This window comes from Pseudomonas vlassakiae, from assembly GCF_014269035.2.
GTDB lineage: Bacteria > Pseudomonadota > Gammaproteobacteria > Pseudomonadales > Pseudomonadaceae > Aquipseudomonas > Aquipseudomonas vlassakiae.
Window position 1 is genome coordinate 171,445 of sequence record NZ_JABWRP020000010.1, and the last position, 14,955, is coordinate 186,399.

Annotated in this window: 15 protein-coding genes; 6 read left to right on the forward strand and 9 right to left on the reverse strand. The window is 64.7% G+C overall.

Annotated features, from left to right (window positions below; translation table 11 throughout):
• Positions 1–62 precede the first annotated feature (62 nt).
• From HU738_RS15075 to HU738_RS15085, 3 genes are all read right to left on the reverse strand, one after another.
• A complete protein-coding gene (locus tag HU738_RS15075; RefSeq protein WP_186601368.1) occupies positions 63–1,178 on the reverse strand; it encodes a succinylglutamate desuccinylase/aspartoacylase family protein in 1,116 nt (371 codons plus the stop codon).
• Positions 1,179–1,276: 98 nt separating this feature from the next.
• Positions 1,277–2,935: an ATP-dependent DNA ligase gene (locus tag HU738_RS15080; protein WP_186601369.1), complete on the reverse strand. Its 1,659-nt coding sequence runs from the start codon at positions 2,933–2,935 to the stop codon at positions 1,277–1,279.
• A complete protein-coding gene (locus tag HU738_RS15085) occupies positions 2,932–3,948 on the reverse strand; it encodes a ligase-associated DNA damage response exonuclease (protein ID WP_176506040.1) in 1,017 nt (338 codons plus the stop codon). Before HU738_RS15085 ends, HU738_RS15080 begins: the two co-directional genes overlap by 4 nt.
• Before the next feature lie 271 nt (positions 3,949–4,219).
• Here HU738_RS15085 and HU738_RS15090 point away from each other — a divergent pair, with 271 nt between their 5' ends.
• A complete protein-coding gene (locus tag HU738_RS15090; RefSeq protein WP_186601370.1) occupies positions 4,220–4,645 on the forward strand; it encodes a type II toxin-antitoxin system HicB family antitoxin in 426 nt (141 codons plus the stop codon).
• Between the two features lie 45 nt (positions 4,646–4,690).
• Here the strand turns inward: HU738_RS15090 and HU738_RS15095 are convergent, their stop codons facing one another.
• From HU738_RS15095 to HU738_RS15115, 5 genes are all read right to left on the reverse strand, one after another.
• On the reverse strand, positions 4,691–7,132 hold the full coding sequence (locus tag HU738_RS15095) for a penicillin acylase family protein (RefSeq protein WP_186601371.1): 2,442 nt from the start codon (positions 7,130–7,132) through the stop codon (positions 4,691–4,693).
• 497 nt (positions 7,133–7,629) lie between these two features.
• Positions 7,630–7,833, reverse strand: a complete 204-nt coding sequence (locus HU738_RS15100; RefSeq protein WP_060486211.1) for an SEC-C metal-binding domain-containing protein — start codon at positions 7,831–7,833, stop codon at positions 7,630–7,632.
• Positions 7,834–7,840: 7 nt separating this feature from the next.
• On the reverse strand, positions 7,841–8,317 hold the full coding sequence (locus HU738_RS15105) for an LEA/WHy family protein (RefSeq protein ID WP_054885841.1): 477 nt from the start codon (positions 8,315–8,317) through the stop codon (positions 7,841–7,843).
• A 2-nt stretch (positions 8,318–8,319) separates the two neighbouring features.
• Entirely contained in the window at positions 8,320–8,796 is a 477-nt protein-coding gene (locus HU738_RS15110) for a YchJ family protein (protein WP_186601372.1), read from the reverse strand.
• 2 nt (positions 8,797–8,798) lie between these two features.
• Positions 8,799–9,293: a DUF6231 family protein gene (locus tag HU738_RS15115; protein ID WP_054885839.1), complete on the reverse strand. Its 495-nt coding sequence runs from the start codon at positions 9,291–9,293 to the stop codon at positions 8,799–8,801.
• A 159-nt stretch (positions 9,294–9,452) separates the two neighbouring features.
• Here HU738_RS15115 and HU738_RS15120 point away from each other — a divergent pair, with 159 nt between their 5' ends.
• The 4 genes from HU738_RS15120 to HU738_RS15135 all read left to right on the forward strand — a co-directional run bounded on the left by HU738_RS15120 (position 9,453) and on the right by HU738_RS15135 (position 12,068).
• Positions 9,453–10,142 carry a PA1041 family peptidoglycan-binding anchor lipoprotein gene (locus HU738_RS15120; protein WP_186601373.1) on the forward strand — a complete coding sequence of 230 codons (690 nt, stop codon included), beginning with the start codon at positions 9,453–9,455 and terminating at the stop codon, positions 10,140–10,142.
• 84 nt (positions 10,143–10,226) lie between these two features.
• Entirely contained in the window at positions 10,227–10,940 is a 714-nt protein-coding gene (locus HU738_RS15125; protein WP_186601374.1) for a PA1041 family peptidoglycan-binding anchor lipoprotein, read from the forward strand.
• A gap of 101 nt (positions 10,941–11,041) precedes the next feature.
• Positions 11,042–11,317 (forward strand): DUF1145 domain-containing protein, encoded by a 276-nt coding sequence (locus HU738_RS15130; RefSeq protein ID WP_176507402.1) that lies wholly within the window; start codon positions 11,042–11,044, stop codon positions 11,315–11,317.
• Complete coding sequence (locus HU738_RS15135) at positions 11,310–12,068, forward strand: collagen-like protein (protein ID WP_186601375.1); 759 nt, start codon at positions 11,310–11,312, stop codon at positions 12,066–12,068. The genes HU738_RS15130 and HU738_RS15135 overlap by 8 nt, the downstream gene beginning before the upstream one ends.
• 99 nt (positions 12,069–12,167) lie before the next feature.
• Here HU738_RS15135 and HU738_RS15140 read toward each other — a convergent pair whose 3' ends face one another.
• Entirely contained in the window at positions 12,168–12,632 is a 465-nt protein-coding gene (locus tag HU738_RS15140; RefSeq protein WP_176507404.1) for a CopD family protein, read from the reverse strand.
• A 99-nt stretch (positions 12,633–12,731) separates the two neighbouring features.
• On the opposite strand from HU738_RS15140, the gene dinG reads away from it, so the two are divergent.
• The gene (dinG, locus tag HU738_RS15145; protein WP_099815178.1) at positions 12,732–14,876 is read left to right on the forward strand and encodes an ATP-dependent DNA helicase DinG; all 2,145 of its coding nucleotides are present in this window, start codon (positions 12,732–12,734) and stop codon (positions 14,874–14,876) included.
• Positions 14,877–14,955: the final 79 nt, after the last annotated feature.

Consider the following 14,955-nt stretch of genomic DNA (forward strand, 5'->3'; position numbering starts at 1 on the left):
GAGCAGTCCTGCGCAGGCTGTGTTTCTACAGACCACTCGCCGCACGTTTTGGTTTTAACCGATCAGTTGGCCAGCAGGTAGCCGCTGCGCAGCACCTGCTCGCCGGCGACATGGGCGATGACCATGCCGGCCGTGGCCATGCGCCGCACGCTGCGGGCGTAGAGCAAGCCAGGCTGGCTGTTGCGCACGGCCGTCACCCTGTCGCTGAGCGGGTCGATGACTTCAGCGATCAGTTGCCCGGCCTCCAGCGGCTGACCGGGGCGGGCGTGATACACCAGCAGCCCGCCAAGGGGCGCTGCCACGGGTTCGACTGCGGCCAGTGGGGTGGCCGGCCGCGGCAGCTCGGGCAGTGGGGGGGCGGTGCCTTCGATGACGCCAGCGTGGGTCAGGTAGTCGAGAATCGCCTGGCAATCCTGGCTGGCCAGGTCGTGGCTGACGTCGGCCTGGCCCCGCAGTTCTACGGTGACCGAGAGGCTCCCCAGCGGGATCGGGAAGTGCTTGCCAAAGCGTTGCTGCAGCTGCCACCAGACCAGGCTGAAGCATTCGTCGAACGATTGCCCGCCGGAGTCGGTGGCCAACAGGCTGGCCTGGGCACCCAGGTAGCGGGCCAGTGGCTCGACCTGCGGCCAGGCTTCCGGGGTGGTATAGAGGTGCTCGACCGCTTCGAAATCACAGTGCAGGTCCAGCACCAGGTCGGCATCGCAGGCCAGCCGTTGCAAGGTCAGGCGCTGCGACTGCAACGGCGTGCGCGCCGGGTGGGCATCCAGGCCACGCCGCAGGTACTCGCGGATCAGCGCGACGTTGTGCGCCGGGTCCTGGCTCAGATGACCTTCGATCTGGTCGCCGATGCTGTCGGACAGGTCGACGAAGTTGCGGTTGAAGTTCTCGCCGCTCTGCAGTTCGAAACGGCCCAGGGGCGCATCCAGCATCACCTGTTCCAGGCCGACCGGGTTGGCCACCGGGACCAGGATGATTTCGCGCAGCAGGCGACCCTGCTGTTCCAGTTCGGCGAGGCGACGCTTGAGATGCCAGGCGACCAGCATGCCGGGCAGCTCGTCGGCATGCAGCGAGGCCTGGATATACACCTTGGCGCCACCCCGTGGGCCGAAGTGGAAGCTGTGCAATTGGCGGGAAATGCCCGGTACGGGCGATAGCAAGTCGTGGGTTGAATGGTGCATGGGGGTCCTGGCTGCGTGGCGAAAACGTTCTGCGACACGGGTCGGCACAAAGATAGAAGCATAATTTCCGTTACCGCGCCTCACCGTGAGGCCTTCTTTCAGACCAACAATGCCTGCAGGCTTGCCAGGTCGTCGGCTTCATCGACCGGTTTGTCCAGGCGCCAGCGCAACATCCGCGGAAATCGCACGGCGATACCGCTCTTGTGGCGCTTGGACAGCGCGATGCCCTCGAAGCCCAGCTCAAAGACCAGTGTCGGGGTGACGCTACGCACCGGCCCGAAGGTTTCCACCGTGGTCTTGCGAATGATCGCATCCACCTTGCGCATCTCTTCGTCGCTGAGCCCGGAGTAAGCCTTGGCGAAGGGCACCAGCGCGCGGTCGGGCGTGCCCGCCGGCGCATTCCACACGGCGAAGGTGTAGTCGCTGTAGAGGCTGGCACGGCGGCCATGGCCGCGTTGGGCGTAAATGAGCACCGCATCGATGCTGAACGGGTCGATCTTCCACTTCCACCACAACCCCATGTCCTTGGTCCGGCCCACGCCGTACAGCGCGTCACGCTGCTTGAGCATCAAGCCCTCCACACCCAGGTTGCGCGATTGCTCGCGTTGCCGCGCCAGTTCGCGCCAGTCGTTGCCCTCGAGCAGTGGTGAAAGCAGCAGGGGGGCCAAGGGATGTTCTGCCAACAGGCGCTGCAGTTGCTGGCGCCGTTCATGTTGAGGCCGGCTGCGCCAGTCCTCACCTTGCCACTCCAGCAAGTCATAGGCTTGCAGTACCACCGGGGCGTCCGCCAGCAATTTCTTGCCCAGGGTCTTGCGGCCGATGCGCTGCTGCAGCACGGCGAACGGCTGCACTGCCGGTACGCCGGCATCGACGCCGGGCTTCCAGACCAATATCTCACCGTCGAGCACCGTACCATCGGGCAAGCTTTCGGCCAGGCTGTGCAGTTCGGGAAAGCGCTCGGTGACCAGTTCTTCGCCTCGGGACCAAATCCACAGCTGGCCATCACGCTTGACCACTTGAGCGCGTATGCCATCCCACTTCCATTCGATCAGCCAGCCAGCCGGAGGCCCGAGCAGCGCTTCGAACTGCTCGGGCGGTGCCTGCAGGGCGTGAGCGAGGAAGAAGGGATAAGGTTGGCCACCCCGCTGGCTATGTTCATCACTGGATTCTTCGGCGATCAGCCGATGGTAGCTGGCGGCTGTCGGGCGGTGGCCAATATCGGTATAGCCGACCAAGCGCTGGGCCACGCGCTTGGCATCGAGGCCCGCCAGTTGCGCCAGGGCGCGCGTGACCAGCAGCTTGGACACACCGACGCGAAAGCTGCCGGTGATGAGCTTCAGGCACAGCATCAGGCTGGGGCGGTCCAGCTGTGCCCACAGCGGGGGCAGGCGTCGCTGGAGTTCCTCTGGCGGCAGGCCGCGCAAGGGCAACAGATGAGCTTCGACCCAGTGTGCCAGGCCGTCTTCGCTGGCATGGAAGGCTTGCGGCAACAGCAGCGAGATGGTTTCGGCCAGGTCGCCGACTGCCTGGTAACTCTCTTCGAACAACCAGTCGGGCAACCCCGCCAAGGCCGTGGCCAATTCGCGTAAGACGCGGGTCGGCACCAACTGGCGCGGACGCCCGCCCGCCAGGAAGTAGACGGCCCAGGCAGCATCTTCGGCGGGCGCTGCAGCAAAGTAGTCACGCAAGGCTTCGAGCTTGGCGTTGCTGGAGGTGGTCGCATCCAGGCGCAGGTACAGTTCGGCGAAGGCTTTCATTCCTCGGGCTCCGTGGCTGTGATGTCATCCTCTTCGCCGTATTCGGTCACGAAGGCACGGGCATCCAGGCCTTGTTCGTTCAGGTAGCGCACCAGCACATTCACTGACCCGTGGGTGACCATGACCCGCTCGGCACCTGTCTGCTCGATGGCCCACAGCAACCCCGGCCAGTCGGCGTGGTCGGACAACACGAAGCCACGGTCGACACCACGCCGACGGCGGGTACCGCGCAACAGCATCCAGCCGCTGGCAAAGGCATCGCTGTATTCGCCGAAACGGCGCATCCAGCTACTCCCGGCAGCGGAGGGCGGCGCCAGGATCAATGCCTGGCGCAGCAGCGGGTCGTTGCGCGGGACCTCACCGGCATAGCGGGTGGTCGGCAGCTGCACACCGGCTTCGCGGTATACCCGGTTCAGCGGCTCGACAGCGCCATGCACGAGGATCGGCCCGATGTCCGGGTCCAGGCCATGGAGAATTCGCTGAGCCTTGCCGAAGGCATAGCAGAACAGCACGCTGGCCTTGCCTTGTTCACAGTTGCTCCGCCACCAGGCATTGATCCCGGCAAAGATATCCGCCTGGCTGGGCCAACGGTAGATCGGCAGGCCGAACGTGGACTCAGTGATGAAGGTATGGCAGCGCACCGGCTCGAAGGCTGTGCAGGTGCCGTCCGGTTCGACTTTGTAATCACCCGAAGCGACCCACACTTCGCCTTGGTACTCAAGACGCACCTGTGCCGAACCCAGCACATGGCCAGCCGGGTGCAGGCTGAGGGTGACGCCGTGATGCTGGATGCGTTCACCGTAGGGCAGGGTCTGCAGGTCGATGCCTTGGCCCAGGCGGCTGCGCAGGATGCCGGCTCCGGGGGCGGCGGTCAGATAGTGCTGATTGCCGGTGCGGGCATGGTCGCCATGACCGTGGGTGATCACGGCGCGCTCGACCGGACGCCAGGGGTCGATATAGAAGTCCCCAGGCGGGCAGTACAGGCCTTCGGGGCGGGCGATGACAAGGTCCATGGTAATGCCTGGGTAGAGGGCTTACCAGTTGAGAACGTCACAGGGTGGGGGAAGTTCGGACGATGACGAGCGCCGGCCCCCACCTGGGTCAAGGGCGGTCAGGCACCAGTGTCAACCGCTGGCGGCCATTTCCTCCAACGTTGTGAAGCAGCGAAAAAGACAACACATTGTTCAGAAACGCAGACCCGCCATTCGCGGTTTACTACGGGCTCACATTTATCGTCCGCAACGATCTGGGCCGGGGCGAATGTTGAAATGAGGGGAGAACACCATGACCTTTGACTATCCAGTAATCATTCATCGAGAGGCGGGCAGTGTCTGGATCAGTTGCCCAGATGTGCCTGAGATGTCCAGTGCAGGCGATACCGAGGAAGAGGCGCTGTTCGATGCTGTAGACGCCATGGAGTCCGCACTTTCATTCTATGTCGACCAGAAGATTGCGATACCGCTACCTGCCAAGCGATCGGCTGACCAGCCTGTCGTACGCTTGCCGGCCCTGACGGCGGCGAAGGCAGCCCTGTGGAATACCATGGTTGAGCAGAAAGTGAGCAAGACCGAGATGGCGCGGCGTCTGGGCGTCAATCGCCCTCAGGTCGATCGCCTGGTGGATCTCTTGCATCGTTCGAAGATCGAGCAGGTTGAGCATGCATTGCATGTGCTCGGTCAGCGAATCGAACTCGCTGTCGTCACGGCTTGACGTCCCCAAGAAAGAAAAAGCCGCCAGTCCAGGCGGCTTTTTTCACTAGCGGCCCGGTACCAGGGTCAACCGCTGGCTGCCATAGGCCCGCCCGAAGTTCTGCGGCTGCAGCGGCAGGCTCATGAACCGCCCCTTGAACCAGGCGTCCAACCCGTCGCTGTAGTGCGCACTGGCCGGGTTGCCCGACTGGCCGTTGCTGGTCAGGACCTGCAGCGGCTCGGCCTGGCCGAAGTCGACGATCATGCGTGCCGAGGCCGGCAGGCGGGTGTTGAAATCGCTGCCCCAGGCGTAAGGGGTCAGGGCCAGGGTCGTGAAATCGCCACCGGCCGCCATCGGTGAGCGGCTCAGTGGGTCGCCCAGGCCGTGGTAAGCAGGGGCCGGCCAGCGGTACTGGTGCAGCTTGCCCCACTGCCAGGCGCGTCGGTCGCTGCCCAGTTGCGCGGTGCCAGTATCCACGGCGGCCGCCAGGCTGCGGGCGAGGATGGCCGGTTTGTCCTCTTTCTGCGGCGTGGTGCGATCATCCCAGAACGGGCTATCGTCGCGGCCCAGCAGGTGGTCGGCCTGGGCCGAGTACGACAGGCGGGCGTTGCTGACGAAGGCTTGCCAGGCCGGGCTCGATTCCGGACCGAGATCGTCGAGGAAGGTCTGCCGGGCCACTTCCTGAAGGAACAGCTGGTACAGCGCGGCATCGGCCGAGACCGGGCTCAGGCGGCCGTCGAAGGCCTTCAGCCGGGCCAGGGTGTCGCGCGCCTTGTCACGCTGGGATGCAGGCAGGGCGTCGATCGCCTGCTTGAGCGGCTGGGCCATGCCGGGGGCGTCGAACATTTGCTTGAGCTTGTCGCTCAGCAGCGTCACCTGATCGTTCTGCAGGGCCATCAGGCTGCGGTTGTCGTGCCGACCGTTGCCGGCCAGCTGGCCGAGGCGCTCGGCGCGTTCAGGGTAGTACCAGGTACTCGACAGCTGCATGCCGTAGCCACGCGGCAGGCTGCGTTGGTTGGCATGGGCGATCCAGCCGGCCGCAGGGTCCTGGTCATAGGGATGCAGCATCGGGTCGGCATAGCCATCCCAGTCATAGCGACCCTCCCAGCCGGGCGATGGCAGCAGGCCCTGGCCTTCACGGCGGTTCGGGTAGCGGCCGCTGACCTGCCAGCCGATGTGCTCGGGCTCGGCGAAGACGAAGTTGAGCGCGGCAGTGGCAACTTCGCGGGTGCTGTCGAAGGCGCGCTCGACATTCTGCGCGCGGGTCAGGTCGAACAGCGCGTCGAGGCTACGGTCGCCCTTGAGTTGCGGCAGGCTCAGGGCCAGGCCCAGGCTGGCGCTGCCTGCCTGCGGGAGCAGGGTGCCGTGCCGGGTGTCGTACATCACCTCGCGCACTGGGCGTTGGCCACGGATGAAGAAGGTTTCGCTGCGGGCGCGGGCCGGCAGCCACTTGCCGTCGGCCAGATAGGTCACCTGGCTGCCGGCGTGGCGCAGCTGCTCCAGATACAGGTCCTGGTTGTCGGCCATCACCGCGCTGCTGCTCCAGGCCAGCTTGCCGTTGTAGCCGGCCAGCACGATGGGCAGGCCGGGCAATGACAGGCCTGCGACCTGGTACTTGCCGGTGTGGATCTGCACCGGGCTCAGCGCCCAGGCTGCACGGCTGTCGCTGGCTAGCAGGCTCTTGCCGCTGCGGCTGCGTTGCGGGCCCAGCGCCAGGTTGGCCGAACCGGGGCTGCCGAGAAGGTCGAGATCGGCAAGTTTCTGGCTGGCTGCTGCCAGCGCGGGCAAACCTGGCAGTTGGCTGCTCAGGTTCAGGCCCTTGAGTTTTTCCACCTCGGCTTCTGCCAGCGGCTCGTCCGGTGCGCCGGGCAACAACCAGGGCAGTTTGTCGTTGCCGACTTTCTGCGCCAGGGTCAGGGCGCTGAGTTCTTCCTGCAGGTTTACCGATTGGCTGAAGGCATACAGGTTGAAGATCAATGCCGAGTCTTCAGGCTTCCAGTACTCCGGGCGATAGCCACTGCTGGCCAGGTTGGCCGGCAGCTTGTCGCGGTAGCGGAACAGGTAGGCGTTGACCCCACGGGCATACACTTCAAAGAAGCGCTTCAGACGCGGCGAGGCATCGGCGTACTGCTGGGCGGCGTTCTGCTTCAGGTTAGCGGCGCGCATCAGCCGGTCGATATCCAGCGCTTCGCTGCCGGCCAGCTCCGCCAGGCGGCCTTGGGCGAGCAGGCGCATGGCAAGCATTTGCTCGATGCGATCGCCGGCATGCACATAGCCCAGGGTGAACAGCGCGTCATGGAAACTGCTGCTTTCGATCAGCGGTGCGCCCATGGCGTTGCGCCGGACCGAAACATTCTGCGCCAGGCCTTTGAGTGGCTGAACGCCGGTGGAGGGTGGCACGCTGTCCTGGTAACCACCCATCTGGCAGCCGGCGAGCCCGAGCATGCCGAGCAGCGTGGCGGTGGTACTGAACCGCAGGCGGAAGGGAGGAAGGACGGGGGCGGCCATGACAAGGGCTCCTGCAGGGCGTGGCGGGGTTGTGAGAGGCGCTAAAGGTAGCATGCCGAAAGGGTTTTCAGTGTGCTTGCAAGGCGGAATAAGGGGACGCAGATGTGCCTGCCTTGAGATGTTCAGCGCCTGTGAGTTCGAGCGCCGCCCGCGCGGCGCTTCGCGGGGCAAGCCCGCTCCCACAGTCTGTTTCGGGCCAGTTACACTTGTGATGCCACCGCTGCCCGCCTTGTTTGTTCCCTTCGATATTGAGGAGAACAGTGCCGTTACTTCATCTATTTCAAGCCATGCGCCAAGGGGACGAGTGCGGAGGAGGCAGAAGTAACTGGCCCGAAACAGACTGTGGGAGCGGGCTTGCCCCGCGAAGCGCCGCGCGGGCGGCGCTCGGTCTCACAGGCGCCAGAGGGCTTCAGGCATGCACTTGTCAGCCCAGATGCTTTCTCAAGCCTTACAGCCTTACAGCCTTACAGCCTTACAGCCTTACAGCCTTACAGCCATCAAGCGCCGTGGCACTTCTTGAACTTTTTCTGGCTGCCGCACGGGCACGGGTCGTTGCGGCCGACGTCCTTCAGGGCGTTGCGCACAGGCTCCTGGTGGCCATGGTTGCAGTGCGGGCCGTGTACATGGCCGTGGTCGTGATCATGCTGATGATCGTGACCGTGGTTGCAGTCCGGGCCATGAACATGGGGTTGCTGGGTCATTGCAGGGTTACTCCGGTATGAGATCGCCGGGGATTATCTCACCACTGCGCGACAAGTGCAGGTCCTGATGGATGATCAGCCCGGTCTCCAGCTCGCCCCGCAGGCGGTAATGCAGTGGCTGCCCGCTTTTGAGCAGCTTGGCCAACGGCTTCAGGTGCTGCCACAGGTTGGTTCGCGCGGTGATCTTGAACGTGCGCCGGGCATGCCCGCCGACGCTGCGCCAGAGGCTCACTTCGTCCTGCGCCAGCAGCAGGTCGTCGAGCCACACCGAATAGCTCAGGTTGCGAATGAACAGGCGGCTGTCGTTGGGGTTGTCGACGCGCAGGTGCAGGACGAATTCCTGCTGCAGCAGCCGCGCCTTTACCGTTTCCACCTTGTCCAGGTGCAATTCCGGCTCGCGCGTATCATCGTCGCCCCAGCTCGCACAGCCCGCCAGCAGCCCCAGCAGGGCGCCGAGCAAGAGCAGGCGGGTGGCGGCAATCATGCTCAACTGCCAACGTAGCTGGCACAGCATTTCTTGAATTTCTGCCCGCTGCCGCAGGGGCAGGGGTCGTTGCGGCCGGCCTTGAGCGCAACGGTGGGGTCGATGAAATACCAGCGCCGCTCGTGCTGCACGAAAGCAGAGCGCTCGCGGTGCTGATGGTCGCCCGCCTGGTCATGCCAGCGTGCGGTGAAGGTCACGAAGGCGTGTTCGGGCTGGCCGCCGAGTACTTCGGCGCTTTCCACCTCCAGGCCCAGCCAGGTGCTCTGGGCGCTCCAGGCTGCCATGGCGGCACGGTCCAGCCCCTCCTGCTGGGCCGGCAGGGTAGTGGCCACCAGGTAGTCGACCAGCCCCAATACATAGGCGCTGTAGCGCGAACGCATCAACGTCTGGGCGTCGGGAGCCGCAGTGCCGGCATGGTAATGCCCACAGCAGGCGTCGAGCAGGTTGCCGCTGCCACAAGGGCAAACCGAGACACTCATCATCACCACCAATACTTGCCGAAGTTTTCAGGGTTGGCCCAGAACTTGGCGTTGAGCCAGTCCGGGACCTGCTTGTAGTCATGTAGATCATAGGTGAACAAGCTCAACACCTGCTCGTCGCGGCGGAATTTCTCGCTGGCCGACAGCGCCAGCGAAAAGAAATCGGTGTCTTGCCAACCGCAGGCGGGCAGGTCGGCCAGCACTGCAACCCGGCTTGCGTTGAGGTTGCGGATGCCGCCCAACAATTGCAGGCCGGTGCGTTTGGGCAGGTGTTCCAGGCAGTCCACCAGCACTGCCAGGTCGAAGCGCTGCGCAGCCAGCGCTGCCGGCAATGGCCCCGGCGCGCAGGTTTCGATGGCCACCTGGGGGTGCGCCTGGGCAAAGGCATCCAGGGCCGGGAAGCGGGTGCCCACCAGCAGCAGGCGCTGCGGGGTGAAGCGCTCTAGCAGCGCGGCCAGGGCTTGTTGCGGCGTGCGCTGGGAAAAACCGTCGGTCATTGCCAATCCTCGTTCAAGTCATCCAAGACTAGCGGGCTGCTGCCCGCCGGCATAGAGGCAAGAGGCCGCGTCGTGGCTTGTTGCTGGCAGGGATGGATTGCGCGGTCTTTACTCCCAGAGATCGGCCTTATGCCGATTCCCCTAGGAGAAGCTACGAAAATGAGCATAGTACGCACAGCGTTACCCCTGGTACTGCTCACCAGTGTGTTGACTGGTTGTGCAGGTTTGCAAAAAACCGACTGGCCGAAATGCGCTGCCGTCGGGGGCGTTGCCGGTGCCGGCCTGGGTGCCATCGAGAGTTCCAGCTGGGCTGGCTGGGGCGCGCTGCTCGGCGGTGGCCTGGCGGCAGGCTATTGCTGGGCTCACGGCGATGGCGACGAAGACGGTGATGGCGTGCCGGATAGCCGTGACAAGTGCCCGGGTACGCCGCACGGCGTGAAGGTCGATGCCAATGGCTGCCCACCGCCTCCACCAGTGGTCGAGGAAGTGGTGGTGCAGAAGGAAGAAGTGATCGTCATTCGTGATGTGCACTTCGAATTCAACTCTTCGCGCCTGACTGCGGCCGACAAGGAGCGCCTGAACACGGTTGCCACGCGCCTCAAGCAAGAGGCCCCGGGCGCCCGTCTGAGCGTGACTGGCCACACCGACAGCGTGGGCTCCGACAAGTACAACCAGAAGTTGTCCGAGCACCGTGCCCATGCGGTAACCGATTACCTGATCGACAGCGGTGTGCCTCGCGCCAGCTTCGTTTCGGTGGCAGGCGCAGGCGAAACCCAGCCAGTGGCGGACAATGCCACGGCCGAGGGGCGTGCCATGAACCGTCGTACCGAAATCAAGATCCAGCGTTGACGTCACGGCGCCCGCGCCTTGTGAAGTGGCGCGGGCGCATCTTCAATCCCGCCAGCGGTGGCCGATGACACAGGAGCATTCATCATGAGTGTTATGTCGAAGGCGGCGATGCCGTTGCTGTTGGTTACCAGCCTGCTTGCAGGCTGCGCCACCCACAGTGACGGCAGTGCGCCCCTCAATCAAAGGACGTGGCCCGTCTGCAGCCTGCTCGGTGGCGCGGTGGGGGGTGGCCTTGGCGCCATCGAAAACTCGAGCTGGGCGGCTGGCCTCGGCGCCCTCGGCGCGATCACCGGTGGGCTGATCTGTTATGCCCAGGATGGTGACGAGGATGGTGACGGTGTGTTCGACCGTCGCGACCGCTGCCCCGACACCCCGGCCAATACAGCGGTGAACCACATGGGCTGCCCGCTGCCGCAGTATCCGCCGGCGCAACCCGCACCACAGCCCAAGCCTGAGGTGATCAGCCTCGATGACCAGGGCCAGGTGATGTTCGCGTTCAATTCCGCCGATCTCACCCCGGGTAGCGAAGAACGCCTGAAAAGCCTGCTGCCGCGCCTCAGCGAGTTGGGTGTCACGCGTGTCAAGGTGGTCGGGCATACCGACAACGTCGGCTCAGACAACTACAACCAGGCGCTTTCCGAACGCCGCGCCGCCAGTGTCGCCGAATACCTGATCAGTCAGGGCCTGGCGCCGCAGAAGGTGACCAGCGAGGGCCGTGGTGCCCATGAGCCGATCGCCGACAACGCCACCGATGAAGGGCGTGCGCACAACCGACGGGTGGACCTGCACCTCAACTGACTGTGCTGGCGCGTGCCTGGGCATGCAGGTAGTGTTGGCTGCGCGGCGCGCTTGCTCGGGCCGCGTTGACATAACAATAAATAGACACGTAGGGGCGGGGTATGAAGTTCATCCTGGGCCTGGGCAAGGTCCTGACCGTGGCGTTCTGGGGCGTGGTGCTGTTCAACCTGATGATGCCGCAACCGTTGCCGTTGAATCTGTTGATCAATGCCTTGGGCATTTTTGTGCTGGGCCTGCATGTTCTCGAAATGCTGTTTTTCAATGGCAGCTTGCGTGGCCGCAGCCATCGCTGGTTCGACCGGTTGCAGATCCTGCTGACCGGTATTTTTCATGTCATGTCCATTCCCCGTCCGCAGGAGGCGCCTCGCCATGCGTAAATTGATGTTGCTGGCGGTATTGGCCGCGCCCGTGGCACAGGCGCAGAGCCTTGAGGTTGCCTCGCACTCGATGTTGCGGCTGCCGAACAAGTCGGCCAGCGTGCACCTGGAGCAGTTGAATGTCGCGGATTCGGCGACCTTGCTGTTGCCGTCCACATTGACCGAACTGAAGGTCGATCATCTGCAGCTGGGCCGCGATGCGCGGATTGCCATTGCGCCTGCCGAAACACCGCTGCTTATCGAGGTACGTGATGCTGTGCTGGGCGAGGGCAGTGAGATCAGCGCGCCAGGGGCGCCCGGTACCTACGAACGGGCTGCCCGCTCCGGGCGCAGCCTGGAATTGACCCTCGCCAAGGTCGACGCCGAACGCCTGGCCATCGATGCCCGTGGCGGCGCCGGAGCGCCGGGTTACATGGGCCTTGATGGCGCCAATGGCCAGGCGGGAGGTTGTGCCTGGGGCCAGGCAAGCAAAGGGGCGAATGGTGATGATGGTGGCAACGGGCATGACGGTGCACCCGGCGGGCGGATTCGCCTGAACCTGCCGCAAGGGTTCCCGCAGGAACGCATCGTGGTACGCCTGGAGGGTGGTGCGCCGGGCAAGCCCGGGGCGGCGGGCAAGGCCGGTAAAGGCGGGGCGAGCAAGGGGTGCCTGGTGTATCGCACCGACGCCGGAGCCAATGGCCGCCCGGGGCAGGAAGGGCGACCTGGGTTGGCAGGCGCCGAGGGTGAACTGATTTTACAGCGTCTCTGAGGCTGAGGGCCTGACTTTAGAGTTGTAGGGCCTGTGAGATCGAGCGCCGCGCGGGCGGCGCTCGATCTCACAGGCACTGAAAATGCCGCGTAGAACCCCTCACATCAACAGCCGGGAACTGGCCACCGCAACGACCGCCAGGCCCAGCAGCAGGTTGATCCCCACCATCCGTCGAATCCGCCCGAGCACCGCAGCGCCGGCCGGCCAGTCCTCAGCCTGTACCGCCGCCTTGAGCTCCGGCAGCAGCAATGCCTGGATGCGCATGAACAGCGCGAACATGGCAATCCCGCCGCCAATCATCACGTGTACATATTTGGGCGCAGTCTCGAAGCCGCTGAAACGCATGTGCAACATGCCGATACCACTGATCGCCAGAATCGCCACGGCCAGCCAGACCCAGACGAAGAAGCGTCGGAAAACTTCCACCCACAGGCGCAGGCGGGCAGGCCCTTCAAGGGCTGCAACCGTTGCCGGGCGCAGCACCAGCCAGGCGAAGAACATGCCGCCGACCCATATCAGGGCGGCAAGGACATGCAAGGTGTAGGGCAGGGCAAAGGCAAGCATCCGGGATCTCCATGCGGCACAAAGGGCAATAGCGGGGTATGATAGCCGCCCCATGCGAAACACTGAAAATATATCCAGCCCTCCGGGCGCCTGCAGACCATGATCAGCAACGAACTCAAAGCCACCATTCAGGGCGCCTACACGCGTTTTCTCGAAGCCAAGGGCCTCAAGCCGCGGTATGGCCAGCGCCTGATGATCGCCGAAGTGGCCAAGGTGCTCGGCGACATCGCCTGTGACGACGAAGGCCGTCGCGCCGGCGAGCCCGCCGTGGTTGCGGTGGAAGCGGGCACCGGTACCGGCAAGACGGTCGCCTACGCGCTGGCCGCGATCCCGGCCGCCAAGGCCGCTGGCAAGCGCCTGGTGATCGCCACCGCGACCGTGGCATTGCAGGAGCAGATCGTCATCAAGGACCTGCCGGACCTGATGCGCAACAGCGGCCTGAACTTCAGCTTCGCCCTGGCCAAGGGCCGCGGCCGTTACCTGTGCCTGTCCAAGCTCGACATCCTGCTGCAGGAGGGCCACGCGCAGTCGGCCACTGCCCAGCTGTTCGAGGAAGAAGGCTTCCACATCGAGGTTGACGAGCGCAGCCAGAAGCTGTTCAACAGCATGATCGAGAAGCTCGCCGGCAACCGTTGGGACGGCGACCGCGACAGCTGGTCGGAGGCCATCGAGGACCAGGACTGGGCGCGGCTGACCACCGATCACAGCCAGTGCACCGGCCGCCACTGCCCGAACTTCCAGCAGTGCGTGTTCTACAAGGCCCGTGAAGGCATGGGCAAGGTCGATGTGATCGTCACCAACCACGACATGGTCCTGGCCGACCTGGCCCTGGGCGGAGGCGCAGTGCTGCCTGACCCGCGCGACACGGTGTACGTGTTCGATGAAGGCCACCACCTGCCCGACAAGGCCATCGGCCACTTCGCCCATTATTCGCGCCTGCGCTCCACCGCCGACTGGCTGGAGCAGACTGCCAAGAACCTCACCAAGTTGCTGGCCCAGCACCCCTTGCCGGGCGACCTGGGCAAGTACATCGAACAGGTGCCGGAGCTGGCGCGGGAAGTGCGCACCCAGCAGCAGTTCATGTTCACCCTGTGCGAGCAGGTCGCCGATTTCCGCCCGAGCGAGGATACCGAAGGCCGAGAGCGTCCGCGTTATCGCTTTGAGGGCGGCGTGGTGCCGGAGCAGATCCGCGAAGTCGGTATCGAGCTGAAAAAGGGCTTCGCCCGCCTGAATGACCTGTTCACCCGCCTGGCCGACCTGCTCAAGGAAGGCATGGACGGCGAGGTCAACATCGGCATCGCCAGCCACCAGGCCGAGGAGTGGTACCCACTGTTCGGCAGCCTGGTCACTCGCGCCCAGGGCAACTGGGAGCTGTGGACCGCGTTCACCACCGAGGACCCGGAGGACAGCCCGCCCATGGCGCGTTGGCTGACCCTGGCCGAAAGCGGCGCGCTGTTCGACATCGAGGTCAATGCCAGCCCGATTCTTGCCGCCGACATGCTGCGCCGCAGCCTCTGGAGCGTTGCCCATGGCGCTCTGGTGACCTCGGCCACGCTGACCGCACTGGGCAAGTTCGACCGTTTCCGCATGCGCTCGGGGCTGCCCCGCGATGCCGTCACTTGCGTGGTGCCCAGCCCGTTCGTGCATGGCGATGCCGGCCTGCTGCGGGTCCCCGACCTCAAGGCCGATCCGCGCGACGCGGCGGCACACACTGCGGCGATCATTCGCGAACTGCCAGGCATCGTCGAAGATGCCCGCGGCGCGCTGGTGCTGTTCTCTTCGCGCAAGCAGATGCAGGAAGTGTTCGACGGCCTGGACCGCGACTGGCGCAAGCTGGTGCTGATCCAGGGCAACCTGTCCAAGCAGGAAACCTTGAACAAGCACAAGGCAAGGGTCGACGATGGCCAGCACAGCGTGTTGTTCGGCCTGGCCAGCTTCGCCGAGGGTGTCGACCTGCCAGGTGCCTACTGTGAGCATGTGGTCATCGCCAAGATCCCCTTCGCCGTGCCCGACGACCCGGTCGAAGCAGCACTGGCCGAATGGATCGAAGCCCGTGGCGGCAACCCGTTCATGGAGATTGCCGTGCCCGACGCCTCGCTGCGTCTGATCCAGGCCTGCGGTCGCCTGTTGCGGACCGAGCAGGATCGCGGCGTCATCACCTTGCTTGATCGGCGCCTGGTCACGCAGCGCTATGGCAAGGCTATTCTCAATGCGCTGCCGCCATTCCGGCGGGAGATTTCCTGAGGGCAGGCGCACGATGCGCCGGCCCGTTGTCCATGACTCAGCCGCGGGCCCATGAGGGCCTGGAAGGAGAGCCCCAGCC

Bases quoted from the DNA above. Each gene is read 5' to 3' on its own strand.
- HU738_RS15075 (WP_186601368.1), bottom strand. From the start codon at position 1,178: ATGCACCATTCAACCCACGACTTGCTATCGCCCGTACCGGGCATTTCC.
- HU738_RS15080 (WP_186601369.1), bottom strand. From the start codon at position 2,935: ATGAAAGCCTTCGCCGAACTGTACCTGCGCCTGGATGCGACCACCTCC.
- HU738_RS15085 (WP_176506040.1), bottom strand. From the start codon at position 3,948: ATGGACCTTGTCATCGCCCGCCCCGAAGGCCTGTACTGCCCGCCTGGG.
- HU738_RS15090 (WP_186601370.1), top strand. From the start codon at position 4,220: ATGACCTTTGACTATCCAGTAATCATTCATCGAGAGGCGGGCAGTGTC.
- HU738_RS15095 (WP_186601371.1), bottom strand. From the start codon at position 7,132: ATGGCCGCCCCCGTCCTTCCTCCCTTCCGCCTGCGGTTCAGTACCACC.
- HU738_RS15100 (WP_060486211.1), bottom strand. From the start codon at position 7,833: ATGACCCAGCAACCCCATGTTCATGGCCCGGACTGCAACCACGGTCAC.
- HU738_RS15105 (WP_054885841.1), bottom strand. From the start codon at position 8,317: ATGATTGCCGCCACCCGCCTGCTCTTGCTCGGCGCCCTGCTGGGGCTG.
- HU738_RS15110 (WP_186601372.1), bottom strand. From the start codon at position 8,796: ATGAGTGTCTCGGTTTGCCCTTGTGGCAGCGGCAACCTGCTCGACGCC.
- HU738_RS15115 (WP_054885839.1), bottom strand. From the start codon at position 9,293: ATGACCGACGGTTTTTCCCAGCGCACGCCGCAACAAGCCCTGGCCGCG.
- HU738_RS15120 (WP_186601373.1), top strand. From the start codon at position 9,453: ATGAGCATAGTACGCACAGCGTTACCCCTGGTACTGCTCACCAGTGTG.
- HU738_RS15125 (WP_186601374.1), top strand. From the start codon at position 10,227: ATGAGTGTTATGTCGAAGGCGGCGATGCCGTTGCTGTTGGTTACCAGC.
- HU738_RS15130 (WP_176507402.1), top strand. From the start codon at position 11,042: ATGAAGTTCATCCTGGGCCTGGGCAAGGTCCTGACCGTGGCGTTCTGG.
- HU738_RS15135 (WP_186601375.1), top strand. From the start codon at position 11,310: ATGCGTAAATTGATGTTGCTGGCGGTATTGGCCGCGCCCGTGGCACAG.
- HU738_RS15140 (WP_176507404.1), bottom strand. From the start codon at position 12,632: ATGCTTGCCTTTGCCCTGCCCTACACCTTGCATGTCCTTGCCGCCCTG.
- dinG (WP_099815178.1), top strand. From the start codon at position 12,732: ATGATCAGCAACGAACTCAAAGCCACCATTCAGGGCGCCTACACGCGT.